Source organism: Bacillus sp. AF23, from assembly GCF_020861455.1.
Lineage (GTDB): Bacteria > Bacillota > Bacilli > Bacillales > Bacillaceae > Bacillus > Bacillus halotolerans.
Genome location: NZ_JAJHVY010000010.1, coordinates 13,844 through 30,860 on the forward strand (window position 1 = coordinate 13,844; position 17,017 = coordinate 30,860).

Consider the following 17,017-nt stretch of genomic DNA (forward strand, 5'->3'; position numbering starts at 1 on the left):
TCATGTGCAGATATTCTCGTTGTTTTGGCTGCAAGGTTACGCCTTCTTGATATTTGTCAGGTCCTTTGCGAAAGGGTAAACACCCATGACAGATGATGACATGGATGTTTTTCTGTTATCGAACATAACGTTCTCCCATGAGCAGGTTTGAGATGACGCTGGTCGGAATTTTAAACTCTGTAACGCCCATATAGCCGGGGGCAACTTCATATTCATCAAATGAAATCACAAGTTTATGGTCTTCTGTAATATAAAACGTTTGATCAGGCTGAATGTGTTTGAATGGTTCTGCATCCTCGTCAGTGACCCAATAGATTTTATTTGGATCTTCCTTCATTTGCTGTTTCATTTGTTCTTTGATGTTTTGGCTGATGACTTTGATATAGCGGTCATCTTTAAATAAGCTTTTTAATGTAAGTAAGATATCATTCTTTTTGTCAATTGTGATATAACGGCTTTGTGTGTAAGATGATGCTTGTGTTTTTTCAATATTACGCCGAATAGAAATTAAATCTGGCGTGTCTGTTACTGTCTCGTAATCACTGTAGATGCTGAGATGTCCTTTTTTGTTTTTGGATGTGGACTGTATAAATTCTTTATACATCTGCTTGCTTTCTTTCAAATATTTCTGGTTGATGCTGTTTTCAAGCTCTTTATTAGAAAGTCCCGACAGAGCAGGCGTTTTGACATCGATGCTTGATTCATCTTTCTCTTCTTTGATCTCAATAAAAGTGATGGCTTTGACGATCTTGCCGATGACAGGGATTTTTGACATCGCTTGAGCTGCATCTGGGTTGATGTTAACAAGTGCAGTGAATAAAATAGCTGCCGCGACAGCTGCTGATGTCGGCCACATGACGATTCTTTTCTTTTTTGGTTTTTGCTGAAGGGCTTTTTCGACAATGATATCCAGTTCTTTAGGAATCTGGACATTTTTATATTCTTCTCTTAATTGCTGTAATCTCTTATCCATTAAGAAAGATCCTCCTTCGTCAACTGAATGCGCATCAGCTTCAATGCTCTGTAAAGGCGCGTTTTGACGGTATTCATGTTTTCCCCTGTAATTTCCGCAATTTCTTCTAGTTTGAGGTCTTCAAAAAAACGCAAAATAATAATTGTTTTATAGTGGGACGGCAATTCGTCGAGCGCTTCATGAAGATCAGTGTCCTTATAGTGATCTTCCTTTCCGGAGCTTAAAAACTCAATCGTTTCGTCATCCATCACCTTTACCTTTTTTTGTTTTCGTAAAAAATCGATAGCTGTACGTACTAAGATTTTATAAAACCAGCTTTTTATCGTCTCAGGGTTTCTGACCGTTTCAACTGAGCTGAGCGCTTTTTTTATAGATTCCTGAATAATATCTAATGCGTCATCTTGATTTTTCACATAACTGAAGGCTAACCTGTAGAAATCTTGCTTATGGTCAGTTATACACGTGACAAGCAACGCTTTTATTGTTTGTTTTTTCTTCATTGCAATAAAGGGCTCCTTTTTTAATATACGTATATCGTAGGATGTTACCTAGGATAGACGGGGCAGTTTGAAAAATAGTTTTCGCAGATATCATTTTTTTAAAAAAAGTGATCAGGAGCGGGAGAGGAGGATCAATTGCTTAAAAATAAACGGAAAAGACCCTATTAATGGGGGAGTTGCATAAAAAAACATGACTTGTTGATACAAGCCATGTTTTTTGGTTACATGGTATACAGGAAATATCATGTGTTCTATTCCAAGTAATGTTTTTTAAAATCTGAGTGGATTGAAAATTTGCGTCGTAACTGGATGAGGTTTTTTCCAAAACTATCTTCTAAAAGCCCTCTATGCTTCTTCATAATCTCCATGAGATACAGATCATGAATGATCACTTCTGTAATAGGCATGACTAAACCTACATGCATCGTCCATGCAGCACGGCTATCGTTGCCAAGAGAGACAATACCTGCTACTACTTCTGAATCATCTCCGCTATATACAAGCCACCGTCCGTCATACTCTTCTGTAATTTCACTGCTCATATCATGAAGGTACACATTAGCAAAATCAGATGCGATATCTCCGTAGGCAATAATGGTGACTATGACACCTTTATTTGCCGCCTGTCTCAGCTCTGATTCCACCTCTTTGAAATCCTCTTTCCAGATCTCCAAGAGGATTCTTTTTTTTGCTGACAATATACAAGCCTTCACCTTTTCAAGAATTTCACTGCGGCCGGTAATATTCCAGATATTTTCCCGGTCATTTGCGGTCTGTTCGAATTTTTCAAAGTATTTTTCAGCCTGGTCAAAATTCTCTTCCGCTTTGAGCCGTCGGTTTTTAATCAGTTCTTTAGCGGGTACAGGGACATACTGAGGCGTGTTTCCGTGGCTTACAAAAACATCTCCTCTTAAGACAAGGCTTTCCAAGACTTCATATATTTTTGAACGAGGCACGCCGGAATTTTTGGCTACCGCATAGCCGGTTAAAGGCGATTCTTGCAATAATGCCAGATAAGCTTTTGATTCATATTCGGTAAAATTGAGGTTTTTTAAAATGTCTAACATATTTTCCTTCATACATCCTCCAATATAAAGAGCAGTCGCTGCCTTTGTAATCGCTATTTTAACAAACCAGATTGATTTTTTCCAAACGTATTGATACACTTTTTGTAGGGAGTTACTTTAGTAGTCACTATATGTTAAGGGGATTCATTTAAAGGGGGAAAGAACATGCACAGCTTACTCGCATACATACCGATCGCTGCCATGATGGTTATCATTCCAGGAGCAGATACGATGCTTGTTATGAAAAATACCCTTAGGTATGGCGCAAAGGCTGGCCGATATAATATTCTCGGATTGGCAACGGGACTTTCTTTTTGGACGGTTATTGCCATTCTAGGTTTATCAATGGTCATTGCCAAGTCGGTGATTCTTTTTACAACAATCAAATATTTGGGAGCAGCATACTTAATTTATTTAGGGATAAAAAGTTTTTTTGCAAAAAATATGTTTTCTTTAGACGACATGCAAGCTCAGGCAAAAACCGCAGCAATTTCTCCGAAACGACACTATAAATCTTCCTTTATGCAAGGTTCACTCAGTAACATTCTCAATCCCAAAACGGTTTTGGTCTATGTCACGATCATGCCCCAATTCATCAATCTGAAGGGAAATGTAAACCAGCAGCTTATTATTTTAGCTTCAATTCTCACCCTGTTAGCGGTGTTATGGTTTCTCTTTCTCGTTTATATCATTGATTACGCAAAAAAATGGATGAAAAACCCAAAGTTCCAGAAAGCTTTTCAAAAAATAACGGGAATCATGTTAGTGGGCTTTGGTATTAAAACTGGTTTAAATTGATGTCACGGCCACTTATCAAAAGACTCCGTTCAAAATATGAACGGAGTCTTTTGATAAGTATGGAGATTAAATCACGGAGGCATGTATGTTTTGATCTTCAGCATACGTTTATTTGGAGACATTTGTACGGGAAAAGATCATGACAATCAATGAGCGGGATCGTAAAACATGGAATATCCAGTGTCTTGCAGCACACTAAAAAGACAAGGGATAAACAGCTCCCTTGTCTTTTTTATGATTTCACTTAGTATGACGAACTTTATAAGCAATCATCAATAAGAGAAACCAAACAGGAGTGACAAATAGGGAAACACGCGTATCTTTCGCGAGTGCCAGCACAACCAGTATGAACACTAGGAAAGCCAGTGTTACGTAATTGGATAATGGAAAAAGCGGCATTTTAAATGTATTCACCTTTGCTGCCTCCGGTCTTGTTTTCCGATATTTCAAATGGCAAATCACAATAATGCCCCAAATAAAGATGAAGCATATAGTAGAAACACTTGTGATAAGCGTAAAGACTTGCTCTGGCATTACATAGTTCAGAATAACACCAATAAGAATGGCAATGGCTGAAAAGAACAATGCATTGCTTGGTACATTTGAGGCAGTCAGCTTTTGCAATGGGTCAGGTGCATGATGATCCTTGGCAAGCGAGTATACCATCCGGCTTGTACTAAATAAAGCACTATTGCCAGCTGAAGCAGCAGATGTCAGTACAACAAAATTAATGATGCTGGCGGCTGCTGTGATACCGACCGCTGAGAATACTTGAACAAACGGGCTTTCAGCAGGATTGATGATATTCCATGGATAAATACTCATAATCACAAGAAGAGCGCCAATATAAAAAAGCAAAATTCGAATAGGGATATTGTTAATTGCTTTAGGGATTACTTTTTCTGGGTTTTCTGCTTCGCCTGCAGTAAGCCCCACAAGTTCAATGCCCGTAAATGCAAACACGACCATCTGGAATGAGAGGATAAATCCATGTAAACCATTTGGAAACATGCCGCCGTGACTCCAAAGATTCGTGAAGGAGGCTATGTTTGACTGTGTGGAAAATCCTTTTATGATCAAGACAATACCGATAACAATCAGTGCCAGTATTGCGATGATTTTGATTAATGCGAACCAGAACTCCAATTCACCAAAAAGTTTTACAGTCGCTAGATTCATGATGAGCAACATCATAAGCGCAATGAACCCTGGCATCCATTGGGGTACACCAGGAAACCAATATTGTGTATAAAGGCCTACAGCTGTTAAATCAGCCATAGCAAGTGAGATCCAGCAAAACCAGTACGTCCAGCCGGTAATAAATGCTGCCATATTTCCTAAATAATCACTTACAAAATCAACAAAAGAGTGATATCCCGCGTTTGATAAGAGCAGCTCTCCCAGTGAACGCATAATGAAAAAGAGAAATACGCCCGTGATCATGTAAGCAAATAAAATAGAGGGTCCTGAAAAATGTATTGATTTCCCTGATCCTAGGAATAAACCAGTTCCGATTGCCCCCCCAATCGCTATGAGTTGTATGTGCCTGTTTTTAAGGCCTCTGGACAATTTCCGTTTGTGCAGAGAATTGTCCATAGTGGAATCGTCCGTCACTTTATGTTTTCCTCCAATAAAAAATATAGTTATCTTGGTTGTTTAGGAATCATAGCTTCCTAAATTTTTTATCTATCATTATAACAGGAAACTGATATTATATTAAATTTTATTGATTTTTTTAATTAAATGTAACTAATGTATCTATTTTTATAAGGTGTCATATCCATCAGGATGTGTAAAGGATTTCTTTTCTGCCGCTCTAATAATATATCCCACTATTTTTTATTAAAATAATAATGTTATAAAAAGAATAGAGAGTTTACATTCAGTCATGTTTATAATGACAAGAGATTAAGTTTTGGGTTGTTTGTCCTGATCTTTAAGATGTATTTTCCGAAGTATCAGAACTTTGTCACCAATATGTTCACGGAGAGTGGTAAACTGTTTACGAATTATTACTTTTGAAGGGGGACAACCTGAGTGAATCATAGATCAAAAACACCAAAAAAGGGCGTCTGTTTAGACAAATAACGAAATTATTTTTTAATCGGTGCAAGCTTTTGTGTTGAGATACGTGCTATTGTTCCTGCATATAAAAACTTTTCACAGAATATTGAAAAAGAAAATCCAAGTGCGGACGCAAGGCCATAGAATGAGATGAGATCCTCAGTACAAGGCATAAAAACTGATGTCCGTTTTACCAATTTTGACGAATAAGGACAAAGGATGATATAGATGAAAAGAATTGATAAAATATACCATCAGCTCATGCATAATTTTCATGACTCCAGCTTAGATCATCTTTTAAAGGTACAGGGAAATTCAGCAAAGGAAATTGCTCAGCAATTGAAGATAGAGCGGTCCAATGTCAGTTTTGAATTAAACAATCTCGTGCGGTCCAAAAAGGTGGTAAAAATTAAAACGTTTCCCGTGCGCTACATTCCAGTGGAAGTAGTGGAAAGAGCATTCAACAAAAAATGGAATACAGAGATAATGGAAGTTAAAGAACTGAAGGAGCTTTCTGAAAATCAAAAAAAGAACGATCAAAATATTTCTACGAATCCTCTTGAACTTATGATTGGAGCAAAAGGCAGTTTGAAGAAAGCAATTTCTCAAGCAAAAGCAGCTGTTTTTTATCCTCCGCACGGTCTGCACATGCTTCTCTTAGGACCAACAGGCTCCGGTAAATCCCTTTTTGCGAACCGGATTTACCAGTTTGCGATTTACTCTGACATTTTGAAGCCTGGTTCTCCGTTCATCACATTTAACTGTGCAGATTACTATAACAATCCTCAATTATTACTCTCTCAATTATTTGGTCATAAGAAAGGAGCATTTACCGGCGCCAGCGAAGATAAAGCCGGTTTAGTTGAGCAGGCCGACGGGGGCATTCTGTTTATGGATGAAATCCACCGTCTTCCGCCTGAGGGACAAGAAATGCTGTTTTATTTTATCGACAGCGGATCTTATAACCGTCTTGGAGAAACTGAACATAAAAGAACATCGAAAGTATTATTTATTTGCGCAACTACCGAAAACCCTAATTCTGCTCTATTAAAAACATTTTTGCGAAGAATTCCAATGACGATTCATATTCCATCGCTGGAAGAACGATCTCTTAAAGAGAGAGTTGATCTCACAACGTTTTTATTAGGGAAAGAAGCAGAGCGTATTAAGAAGAATCTAAGTGTGCATATCGATGTATATAATGCATTGATTCATTCTGCGAAGTTTGGGAATGTGGGACAGCTGAAATCAAATGTGCAGTTAGTTTGTGCACATGGATTTTTACATAATCTTGACAGAGATGAAGTTGTTGAACTGACCGTTCGGGATCTCCCAGATGAAATCAAGCAAGATTGGATGTCAAGCAGCAAAAACATGAAAAGAAGCAAAACGATTTCTGAATATGTCAATATCACAACCATCATATCCCCGATAGTAGAAGATGAAACAACAAAAATTGATGATGATCTATCATTTAATTTGTATCATTTGATAGAAGAAAAGGTCGAAGTGCTAAACAAAGAAGGCTTGTCCAAAAAGGAAATAAATCAATATATTTTAACGGATATTCATTTGCATGTCAGAAGCTTTTTTAATCAAAGCGCGTTCCGAAATGACAACCTGCTGACATTTGTTGAGGACGGCGTGATTCAAATGACGAAGCAATTAAAAGAAGTTGCTGAACAAGAATTGAATTGCACATTTGACCGTAAATTTATCTATTTTTTAAGTATGCATATTGATTCATTTTTAAAACGCGGTAAGCAAATTGATGTTTTAAATGCGCAGGAAACGGATGAAATCCGTGATACCCATGTGAAAGAGTATCAGGTGGCGCTCATATTTAAAGACAAAATTCAGGAACACTTCAGAGTAACGGTCCCGGAAATAGAAGTCATCTACTTAACGATGTTGATTCATTCCATCAAAACGTTAAAAGAAAACAAAAGAGTTGGGATTGTGGTTGCCGCACATGGAAATAGCATGGCGAGTTCCATGGTTGAAGTAGCGACGGAGCTTTTAGGAAGCACCCCAATTGCGGCCGTCGATATGCCCCTTTCTGTTTCACCTGCGGAAATTATGGAGCGCTTAGCGGGAAAAATACAGCAAGTAGATGAAGGTGAAGGTGTTTTAATGCTTGTTGACATGGGATCACTTGCAATGCTGGAAAGCAAGCTTGAAGAAAAAACAGGCATCAAAATCAAAACAATCAGCAATGTCACGACCTCAATGGTGCTGGACGCCGTCAGAAAGGTGAACTATCTGAATTTACATTTACATGCCATATATGATTCGGTCACAAAGGATTTTATTGAGTTATGGGATCGGCAGCCTGCCGCCTCACCAGGCAAAAAGAGGGCGTTGGTTTCGATTTGCACAACAGGCAGCGGAACGGCAAAAAAGCTGGAAGACATCTTAACAACGATCGTAAACAAGGCCTCTGATGTGCCCATCCACATATTGACCGTATCATCGATTAAATTGGCAAACAGCATCAAAGACATCGAAAAAGAGTATGAGATTCTTGCGACAGTAGGAACAAAAGATCCTAAAATCAATGCTCCGCATGTATCTTTGGAGGTATTAATTGAAGGTGAAGGAGAGAAGATGATCCAACAGGCGATCACAAAAGGCAGCATTCCGATGAGTAATGGATTATCGGGCGCAAACATCATTGTACGGGAGCTTTGCGAGGATAGTTTGAAAAAGTATCTGGTTTTTTTGAACCCCCATCACATTATAGAAATCTTATTAGAGTGGCTTCAGACCATTCAAGATGAGTTAGGCATCATTTTCAATAACACAGTGATGATCAAAGTGATTATGCATACGGCTTTTGCCTTTGAAAGGGTGATTAAACAGAATCCGATTGCTTTTTCCGAAGAAGACGAAATAACCGATCAGCTGAAAGAGATTTTTGAGGTGACAGAGCGAACATTAATCCCTTATGAACAAAAATTGGGACTGAACATAAGCGATGATGAAAAATTATTTATAGCCGCCATTTTTGCTGAAGAAGTACATGGCCACATGTGTTAAAAGCGGTTTTTTTACGTAAACCTGTATTAAATGGAACGCCATTTTAATACAGGTTTATTTTTATATTCACATGTGTTTCAATCAGCTTTCTTCATGTGCTGCAAAATAAATGAAAACGCTTAACACAGATTCTTTGGCACGATACTTGCATTATAAATGGATGTACGAAAAAGGAAAGGAGCAAACGTGTTATGATTTCAGTCATTATTAGCGGACATGGGGACTTTCCCATAGCATTAAAAGAATCTTCAGGCATGATATTCGGTGAAGAAAATCATCTGATAGCGGTGCCGTTTTTTAAAGGAGAGGGCATCCAAACGCTGCAAGAAAAATATCATCAGACGCTTCAGGATATTCCGAAAGAAAATGAGGTGCTTTTTTTAGTTGATATTTTTGGAGGCACACCATATAACGCAGCGGCTTCCTTCATCGCTAAGGATCAAAGAATGGATATGGCTGCCGGCATAAACCTGCCGATATTACTGGAGGTATTAAGCCTGAGAGAACACATGAAACTCAAAGAAATGCTGAATCACTTAAAAAAAATGAGCCAGCAAAGCTTTCAAGTTTGCAGCGAACATTTAGAAAAAGCAAAAACACTTTGTGAAGAAAAAAGAGAGGATGAACTATGATGAACATTACATTGGCAAGAATTGATGACCGCTTTATTCACGGCCAAATCCTGACAAGATGGATTAAAGTCCATGCAGCAGACCGCATCATCGTTGTGTCAGATGACGTTGCGCAGGATGAAATGAGAAAAACCCTGATCCTTTCTGTTGCTCCTTCCAATGTAAAGGCGAGTGCCGTATCCATTTCTAAAATGGCAAAGGCGTTTCATAGTCCGCGCTACGAAGGGGTAACGGCGATGCTGCTGTTTGAAAACCCATCCGATATTGTATCTCTTATAGAAGCAGGCGTCCCTATCAAAACCGTAAATGTCGGAGGGATGCGTTTTGAGAATAATCGCCGGCAAATCACCAAATCAGTCAGTGTAACTGAAGAGGATATAGAGGCGTTTGAGACATTAAATGAATTAGGCGTCACGCTGGAATTGAGGCAGCTGCCTTCTGATGCCAGTGAAGACTTTATGGAGATTTTGAGAAATGTGACAAAATCATCAAGGGGATGAGATGATGACTTCAATACAAATTATTTTGTTGTTAATCATTGCAGCCATTACAGGTATTGCAAGTGTATTGGATGAAGGGCAAACACACCGTCCGCTGATTGCCTGCACTTTGGTTGGCCTTGTGCTTGGCGATCTAAAAACAGGAATCATTTTAGGAGGAACGCTGGAGCTGATGGCGCTGGGCTGGATGAATGTCGGCCTCGCCATGGCGCCTGATACAGCCATTGCCTCTGTGATTTCAACCATTTTAGTGATTACCGCTGATCAAGGCATTGGTGAAGGCATTGCCGTCGCTGTTGCTTTGGCAGCTGCAGGTCAAGCGCTTACTATTTTTGTCCGAACGATTACTGTCTTTTTCATTCACCGTGCTGATAAATATGCCAGGGAGGGGAATATCAAAGGAATTGAAATTATGCATATTACCGCCATGGTGTTTCAAGCGCTGCGTGTCATGATACCGACTTTGATTGTGGCCTTAATCAGTGTGAGCGCTGTTCAGGCGTTCTTGGGAAATATTCCGGAAGTCATTACCAAAGGTTTGCAAATAGGAGGAGGCATCATTGTTGTTGTGGGGTATGCAATGGTGATCAATATGATGAATATCCCTTATCTTAAGCCATTTTTCTATATTGGTTTTTTGTTGGCAGCGTTTACCGATTTCAATTTAGTAGGATTTGGCGCTCTTGGTCTCTGTCTGGCGCTTTTATACCAGCAGGTTATGCAAAAAAATAGCGCCCACGGGGCAGTCGCCGCAGCCGCGGACGGCAGCAATGCAGCTGTCTATGATGATGATGACGATCTTGATGCATAAGAACGAGGGGGGATGAAAATTGGAGAAAGAAAAAAGATTAACAAAGAAAGTCATTTTCAGTATGTTTATCCGTTCGAATTTCTTGCTCGGCTCATTTAACTTTGAACGTGTGCAGGCAATGGGATATTGTTATGTGATGATACCGGCGATAAAAAAATTGTACGGTCCGGGAGCGAAAAGAAACGCAGCTTTGCAGCGCCACTTGGAATGGTTTAATACACATCCGTGGCTGTCCGCACCCATATTTGGGGTGACAGCTGCCATGGAAGAAGAAATGGCGAACAATAAAGGAATAGACGGGAAAGCAATAAGCGGGATGAAAATCGGTTTAATGGGTCCGATAGCGGGTGTGGGCGATCCTATTTTCTGGGGAACCGTACGCCCCGTATTGGCTGCTTTAGGGGCTTCTCTTGCTTTAGGCGGAAACATTGCCGGTCCTCTGCTGTTCTTTTTCCTGCTGAATGCCATCAGATTAACCACAAAATATTACGGTTTAAAGTATGGCTATGTAAAAGGGATGGAGATTTTGCAGGATCTAGCAGGGAATCGTATTCAAAAACTGACAGAAGGCGCTTCCATCCTCGGGTTATTTGTGATGGGGGCTTTGGTCTCCAAGTGGACCACCATCAACATCCCGATCGTTGTTTCAAGAATTAAAGATGATAACGGAAAAGTTGACGTTCAAACTGTGCAAAATATTTTAGACAGCATTATGCCGGGGGTGCTGCCTTTAGGATTGACTTTATTAGTGGCATGGATGCTGAGAAAAGGAGTAAATCCGCTCCTTATTATCGTTGGCATATTTGTGATCGGTATTCTTGGCTATTGGGCTGGATTTCTGGCATGAGCGCTTAACGGGTAAAAAGGGGAGAAACCTGCAGAAGTCTTTCTCATAACCTCTTCATCATTCGATACAGCTTTTATCACGGATCACTCGTGCAGATGTCTCTCTTGAATGTTTTTAAATGTTAGAGAGGAGAGAATCAGAATGAAAAAGAAGCTTATTCAAGTCGTGATCCTATTCACCATGCTGTTTACTATGGCGCTGCCAGTAAGTGCAGCCGATTCAAGCTACTATGATGAGGATTACCGTCCCCAATATCATTTCACACCAGAGGCAAACTGGATGAATGATCCAAACGGAATGGTTTATTATGCAGGGGAGTATCATTTGTTTTATCAGCATCATCCATACGGTCTGCAATGGGGGCCGATGCATTGGGGCCATGCAGTAAGCAAGGATTTAGTTCACTGGAAGCACCTTCCCATAGCGCTGTCACCTGATGAAAAAGGCACAATTTTTTCCGGGAGCGCAGTGGTCGATTGGAATAATACAAGCGGTTTTCAAACCGGCAAGGAGAAGCCGCTTGTCTCTATATATACGCAGGATCATGAAGACGGCCAAGTGCAAAGCGTCGCCTATAGTAATGATAAAGGCAGAACATGGACGAAATACTCAGGTAATCCGGTCATTCCAAACCCGGAAAAAAAAGATTTCCGCGATCCGAAAGTGTTTTGGTATGAAAAAGATAAAAAGTGGGTGATGGTCGTGGCAGCTGGTGACCGAATTCTCATTTATACATCGAAAAATTTGAAGCAGTGGACATATGCAAGTGAGTTTGGACAAGGACAAGGAAGTCATGGAGGCGTATGGGAATGTCCGGATTTATTTGAGCTTCCTGTAGACGGCAATCCGAAACAAAAGAAATGGGTGATGCAAGTCAGTGTCGGAAACGGTGCGGTTTCAGGAGGATCAGGCATGCAATATTTTGTAGGAAGTTTTGATGGAACAACTTTCAAGAACGAAAACCCGTCAGACAAAGTATTATGGACCGACTACGGTAAAGACTTTTATGCGGCTGTTTCTTGGTCCGATGTCCCTTCTTCAGATGGACGGCGGCTTTGGCTAGGGTGGATGAGCAATTGGCAATATGCCAACGATGTTCCTACATCTCCATGGAGAAGTGCAATGACTATTCCAAGAGAAGTAAAATTGAAAGCGTTTTCTGAAGGGGTCAGAGTGATTCAAACACCAGTAACAGAGCTGCAATCGATCAGGGGAGCCGCGCAGAAGTGGAAAAATAAGATGATATCGCCAGTGAGCAGTAATGTATTGGCGGGTATATATGGAGATGCTTATGAAATGAATGCAGAGTTTCAAGTGAATCCAGGTTCGGCTTCTGAATTCGGTTTTAAGGTTCGAACAGGGAGAAATCAATATACAAAAGTCGGTTATCATCAAAAGAGCGGCAAACTGTTCGTTGACCGAAGCCAATCCGGAAATGTCAACTTTAATCCAACCTTTAACACTGGGAAGCAAGCAGCTCCGCTGAAGCCGGTAAATGGAAAGATAAAAATGCGTATTTTTGTTGACCGCTCTTCAGTCGAAGTATTTGGTAATGACGGGCAGCAGGTGTTGACTGACATCATTCTCCCGGATAGATCAAGCAAAGGTCTTGAATTATATGCTGTTAATGGCCGTGCTAAGGTAAACTCCCTAACGATTCATCCTTTAAAAAAAGCATGGGGAGCGTCACCGTTTATATCCAATTTGACTGGATGGACAACTGTAAACGGTACGTGGGCCGACACAATTGATGGAAAACAAGGACGATCAGACGGCGATTCCTTCATGATGTCTTCAGCATCAGGAGCTGACTTCACTTATGAATCCGATATAATCATTAAGGATGGGAACGGAAAAGGGGCAGGGGCTCTTGTGTTTCGTTCTGATAAAGACGCACAAAACGGTTATGTAGCCAATGTGGATGCGAAACATGATCTTGTGAAATTTTTCAAATTTGAGGACGGGATTGCCTCTGTTATTGCCGAACACCAAACACCAATAGATATAAATAAAAAATATCATTTGAAAACTGTGGCTCATGGCGCTCACTTTAAAATATATTTGGATGACCGTCTAGTCATAGATGCTGAAGATTCTGCATTCTCAGAAGGTCAATTTGGCTTGAACGTTTGGGATGCTACAGCAGCCTTTCAGAATGTCAACGCAAAGACTGATTAGAAAAGGCAAAAGAGGCATTTTAAATGAAGGGGGAATAGAGATTCTTACGCTTTCTCTATAAAAAAGGGCACAGACTCAAACAGTCTGTGCCTTTTTCTTATTTCAACAGGTTCAATGATTCGCGGTTAAATGCTTCCAAATCATCAGGTGTTCTGCTTGTTACAATGTTATGGCTGACGACTACTTCTTCATCTTTGTAATTTGCACCAGCGTTGATCAAGTCTTTGCGAATGCTGCGGTAGCCAGTGATGTCTTTGCCTTTCAGAAGATCCGTATCAATGAGTACCTGTGGGCCATGGCAAATAGCGAAAACAGGTTTCTCATTTTCTACAAATGCTTTCGCGAATTCACCCGGCCGGTCATCTCCGCGAAGCAAATCTGGGGAAAATCCTCCAGGAATTAATAAAGCATCGAATTCACTTGCATCTACGTCGGCGATCGATTTGTCGATCTTCACTTTCTCGCCATGTTTACCGGTAACTTCCTTGCCTGCTTCCAAATCAATGGCAATGACGCTATGGCCAGCTTCTTCGTATGCCTTTACCGGACTTGTATATTCGATATCTTCGAATTGGTCTGTAACGAGAACAGCGATTTTTTTGCTCATATTTATACCTCCTATGAATTCTATATACCATAGAATAACAGGCACGTTCATCGTCCTTCAAAATATTTGCTTGAGATGTTTTTCGCAAGAGTCCTGGGAAGAGTTGTTTATACGTTTTATGATTTTCATAGGGTAAAAGCGCAGCCAAAACAAGGCTATCCCACCTTTTACAACTATTCCGACTTATAATGTAGAGATATCAATAACGAATCGGTAGCGTACATCACTGCGAAGAACACGCTCATATGCTTCATCCACTTGATCGGCACGAATCACCTCAATTTTAGGTGCAATGCCATGCTGAGCAGCGAAATCAAGCATCTCCTGTGTTTCTGGAATTCCGCCGACAAGAGAACCCGCTAGGTTGCGGCGGCCCATGATTAAGGAGAATATACTATATTTGTCCGGCTCGGCCGGTGCCCCTACATTCACAAGTGTTCCGTCTATCCGAAGCATTGATAAATAGGCATCTACATCAAGATTCGCGGATACTGTATTTAAGATTACGTCAAAACGCCCGGCCAATTCAATAAATGCAGCTTGATTACTGGTTGCATAGTAATGGTCAGCCCCTAGTTCAAGGGCTTCCTCTTTCTTATTCATAGAGCGGCTCAGGACGGTTACCTCTGCACCCAAAGCATGCGCAAATTGAATCGCCAAATGACCAAGCCCGCCGACTCCTACAATTGCAACCTTTTTGCCTGGGCCGACGTTCCAGTGTTTTAGAGGGGAATAGGTTGTAATCCCTGCACACAGTAGAGGGCTGGCAACATCCATCTCCAAACTGTCCGGTATCCGAACAACGAACCTGTCAGTGACAACGATTTTTTGGCTGTACCCGCCATTAAATTGACGCCTGCAGAAGTTAGGTTTCTAGAAGGACCATATGTACCTCACCGAATAGTTGGTCATCATTAATTGTGCCCGAAAACGATATTGCTGGAAATCAACAAGATACTATGTTTCGGATTGAGAGAAAGAATAGAGGGCTTATGAATAAAAACTGGCCTATTCCAATTCTTTAAGGAATTTTCAGGCCTAAGGAGCAGGGAGAATGATAGAAAAACAGTATACAATTATCGCGAGTACAGGCTTCGCCCGTGCAGCGGCCTTGTTAGTACGTGCGGCTTGTCAATTCAGCTCCAGTATATATCTTGAATATCTAGGGGAATCTGTCGACCTGAAAAATACACCCAAGTCCCTCATTGATGTGATGTCACTAGGAATTAAACCTAATACCCACATGAAGATAAGAGCTAATGGCGTTGACGAGTATCAGGCTTTACAAGCGATAGAAGATCATTTGCAAAAAAACAAGTTCATAAAGAAATGAGGAGAAAAATCTTCCCTTTTTTATTGTCATTTTAAGGGACTCGATCCAAGGTCTCCCGTTTTTATACGAGCGTTTTGTTAACTGGTTATCTTCAAAGAAACCAACTCATTTCTCTTCATTTTAAAGCCGAAAATCTGAAAGAGTAGGGTAATAAAAAAGGCATCCATAAGGATGCCTAAAATGAATCTTTATTGAATCATTACCTATTGCATCTTTTTACTGGTTTACAGCATGGATTTCTTAAGTCACTTCCACAATCATATTCCTCAACGATATTTTCATTCTCTGTAGATTGTGTCACTGGATAGTAATTTTCTACTCTTGTAACATTTCTATTAACATTAACAATGTGAGTCGGCTGAACACGTCTAACAGTACGTTCATTGGTTGTCGTATTTACAACATTTCTTGTGGGAGAAACAATTGTTTCTACATTGTTGCCTCCATTGCCTCCATTGAAGCCATTGAAGCTATTGCTACCGTTGTTCCCACGACGAGAGCCGAACATGAATTCGTCTACACTTCTAAACCCACCGTTGCTGCAGCTCATCAAAATCACCCTCTCAAAAAATCTTGTCTTACTATATAAGTTATGATGAAGAAAAAAGGTTGTCCTAGACAAGAAACTCATATTATAAAAAATCCGCTATTATTTTAGGATGTCGATATACATGACAAGAAAGGGGGCAAAGTTTTCTGTCATATTTAAAAAACTAGAACGAGTAAGTCATGACATTGATGACGAGTTCAGAAAGTGGTTTCAGATAACAATGTGACTGAAGCTATAAAAATGGAGATCCTACGGCTGCTGGCTGATAGAAGAGGCATATCCTTAAAGTTACGAAATGCGGATGAAAAACAAGTGCAGGTGGTTCTTTATTTTTCAGTCTAATGATGTAGCTTAAATAAACTAAATGTTGTAAGAATTTGTTTCTCATTTTAGATATATTAAGAGAGGGGGTGAAAATAGTGAAAATAAAAAATCTTGAAATATTTGTTTCTCATTTTGATCAAACTGTAAGCTTTTATAAAGATATCCTTCAATTTAAAACGCTGGCTTTAACTGATACATTAGCCATATTTCAAGTGGGAGAAAGCATCTTAACCTTGCACCAAGACGAAGCGAATCGCTATTACTATCATTTTGCGTTTAATATCCATTCGAATATTTTCGCACAAGCTAAAGAATGGCTGAAAAAGAAGGTTGATTTACTTGATGAAGATGGTGACGATGAAGCGTATTTTGCAAATGCAAAGGCAAGATCGATATATTTTGAAGACCCTGCAGGTAATATTATTGAGTTTATTTCTCGATTAGAAACCTCTCCGGAAACGAGGTCAAAAGTATTCACGCCCGACAATGTAATAGGTATAAGCGAGATTGGTTTATCTACAAATCATGTTAAAGAATGTTTTGATTACCTTTTAAAGCTGGGAATTCGGCAAAGAAATGATGAACCTTTCTCAAAAAATCATTTACTGTTCATGGGGGAGTATAAAGTAGGAGTCTATATTTTATTAGGTCCTGTCGGGAGAAGATGGATATTCTCGAATAAATACAGTATAGATGCACCACTCATGATAGAAACTGACCGAGGGATCATCAAAAATTTTGATTAGAAATCGCTTTTAATTGGTGTGTGACATATCTTTCATGCATTATTTCGG

Annotated in this window: 15 protein-coding genes and 1 pseudogene; 9 read left to right on the forward strand and 7 right to left on the reverse strand. The window is 39.9% G+C overall.

Annotated elements, in window-relative coordinates:
- Window positions 1-115: 115 nt before the first annotated feature.
- The 3 genes from rsiV to LNN34_RS02160 form a co-directional block, all read right to left on the reverse strand.
- Entirely contained in the window at window positions 116-973 is an 858-nt protein-coding gene (gene rsiV, locus LNN34_RS02150) for an anti-sigma-V factor RsiV (protein ID WP_193659520.1), read from the reverse strand.
- Complete coding sequence (sigV, locus tag LNN34_RS02155) at window positions 973-1,473, reverse strand: RNA polymerase sigma factor SigV (protein ID WP_044154367.1); 501 nt, start codon at window positions 1,471-1,473, stop codon at window positions 973-975. Before sigV ends, rsiV begins: the two co-directional genes overlap by 1 nt.
- Before the next feature lie 251 nt (window positions 1,474-1,724).
- A complete protein-coding gene (locus LNN34_RS02160; RefSeq protein ID WP_059293538.1) occupies window positions 1,725-2,552 on the reverse strand; it encodes a TrmB family transcriptional regulator in 828 nt (275 codons plus the stop codon).
- Window positions 2,553-2,705: 153 nt separating this feature from the next.
- Here LNN34_RS02160 and LNN34_RS02165 point away from each other — a divergent pair, with 153 nt between their 5' ends.
- Window positions 2,706-3,338, forward strand: a complete 633-nt coding sequence (locus tag LNN34_RS02165; RefSeq protein WP_044154377.1) for a LysE family transporter — start codon at window positions 2,706-2,708, stop codon at window positions 3,336-3,338.
- A gap of 240 nt (window positions 3,339-3,578) precedes the next feature.
- On the opposite strand, the gene LNN34_RS02170 is transcribed toward LNN34_RS02165, so the two are convergent.
- Window positions 3,579-4,952, reverse strand: a complete 1,374-nt coding sequence (locus tag LNN34_RS02170) for an amino acid permease (protein WP_229042631.1) — start codon at window positions 4,950-4,952, stop codon at window positions 3,579-3,581.
- Between the two features lie 678 nt (window positions 4,953-5,630).
- Between LNN34_RS02170 and LNN34_RS02175 the strand changes: the two genes are divergently transcribed.
- The 6 genes from LNN34_RS02175 (at window position 5,631) to LNN34_RS02200 (ending at window position 13,409) form a co-directional block, all read left to right on the forward strand.
- A complete protein-coding gene (locus LNN34_RS02175) occupies window positions 5,631-8,441 on the forward strand; it encodes a sigma 54-interacting transcriptional regulator (protein WP_229042632.1) in 2,811 nt (936 codons plus the stop codon).
- A gap of 191 nt (window positions 8,442-8,632) precedes the next feature.
- Window positions 8,633-9,073: a PTS fructose transporter subunit IIA gene (gene levD, locus LNN34_RS02180; RefSeq protein WP_044154390.1), complete on the forward strand. Its 441-nt coding sequence runs from the start codon at window positions 8,633-8,635 to the stop codon at window positions 9,071-9,073.
- Window positions 9,073-9,573 (forward strand): mannose/fructose/sorbose PTS transporter subunit IIB, encoded by a 501-nt coding sequence (locus LNN34_RS02185; protein ID WP_059293540.1) that lies wholly within the window; start codon window positions 9,073-9,075, stop codon window positions 9,571-9,573. The genes levD and LNN34_RS02185 overlap by 1 nt, the downstream gene beginning before the upstream one ends.
- A 4-nt stretch (window positions 9,574-9,577) precedes the next feature.
- Complete coding sequence (gene levF, locus LNN34_RS02190) at window positions 9,578-10,384, forward strand: PTS fructose transporter subunit IIC (RefSeq protein WP_044154405.1); 807 nt, start codon at window positions 9,578-9,580, stop codon at window positions 10,382-10,384.
- 19 nt (window positions 10,385-10,403) lie between these two features.
- Entirely contained in the window at window positions 10,404-11,231 is an 828-nt protein-coding gene (gene levG / locus LNN34_RS02195; protein WP_059293541.1) for a PTS fructose transporter subunit IID, read from the forward strand.
- Between the two features lie 141 nt (window positions 11,232-11,372).
- Window positions 11,373-13,409: a GH32 C-terminal domain-containing protein gene (locus LNN34_RS02200; protein ID WP_229042633.1), complete on the forward strand. Its 2,037-nt coding sequence runs from the start codon at window positions 11,373-11,375 to the stop codon at window positions 13,407-13,409.
- 97 nt (window positions 13,410-13,506) lie between these two features.
- Here LNN34_RS02200 and yraA read toward each other — a convergent pair whose 3' ends face one another.
- Both yraA and LNN34_RS02210 read right to left on the reverse strand, forming a co-directional pair.
- Window positions 13,507-14,016 (reverse strand): cysteine protease YraA, encoded by a 510-nt coding sequence (gene yraA, locus LNN34_RS02205; RefSeq protein ID WP_106293559.1) that lies wholly within the window; start codon window positions 14,014-14,016, stop codon window positions 13,507-13,509.
- Between the two features lie 183 nt (window positions 14,017-14,199).
- A pseudogene (locus LNN34_RS02210) lies at window positions 14,200-14,859 on the reverse strand (NAD(P)-dependent alcohol dehydrogenase); the annotation flags it as partial.
- 211 nt (window positions 14,860-15,070) lie between these two features.
- Here LNN34_RS02210 and LNN34_RS02215 point away from each other — a divergent pair.
- Entirely contained in the window at window positions 15,071-15,349 is a 279-nt protein-coding gene (locus LNN34_RS02215; RefSeq protein WP_059335486.1) for an HPr family phosphocarrier protein, read from the forward strand.
- A gap of 199 nt (window positions 15,350-15,548) precedes the next feature.
- On the opposite strand, the gene LNN34_RS02220 is transcribed toward LNN34_RS02215, so the two are convergent.
- Window positions 15,549-15,980 (reverse strand): CotD family spore coat protein, encoded by a 432-nt coding sequence (locus tag LNN34_RS02220; RefSeq protein WP_324251390.1) that lies wholly within the window; start codon window positions 15,978-15,980, stop codon window positions 15,549-15,551.
- Window positions 15,981-16,318: 338 nt separating this feature from the next.
- Here LNN34_RS02220 and LNN34_RS02225 point away from each other — a divergent pair, with 338 nt between their 5' ends.
- Entirely contained in the window at window positions 16,319-16,969 is a 651-nt protein-coding gene (locus tag LNN34_RS02225) for a VOC family protein (RefSeq protein ID WP_229042634.1), read from the forward strand.
- The last annotated feature ends 48 nt before the right edge of the window (window positions 16,970-17,017 follow it).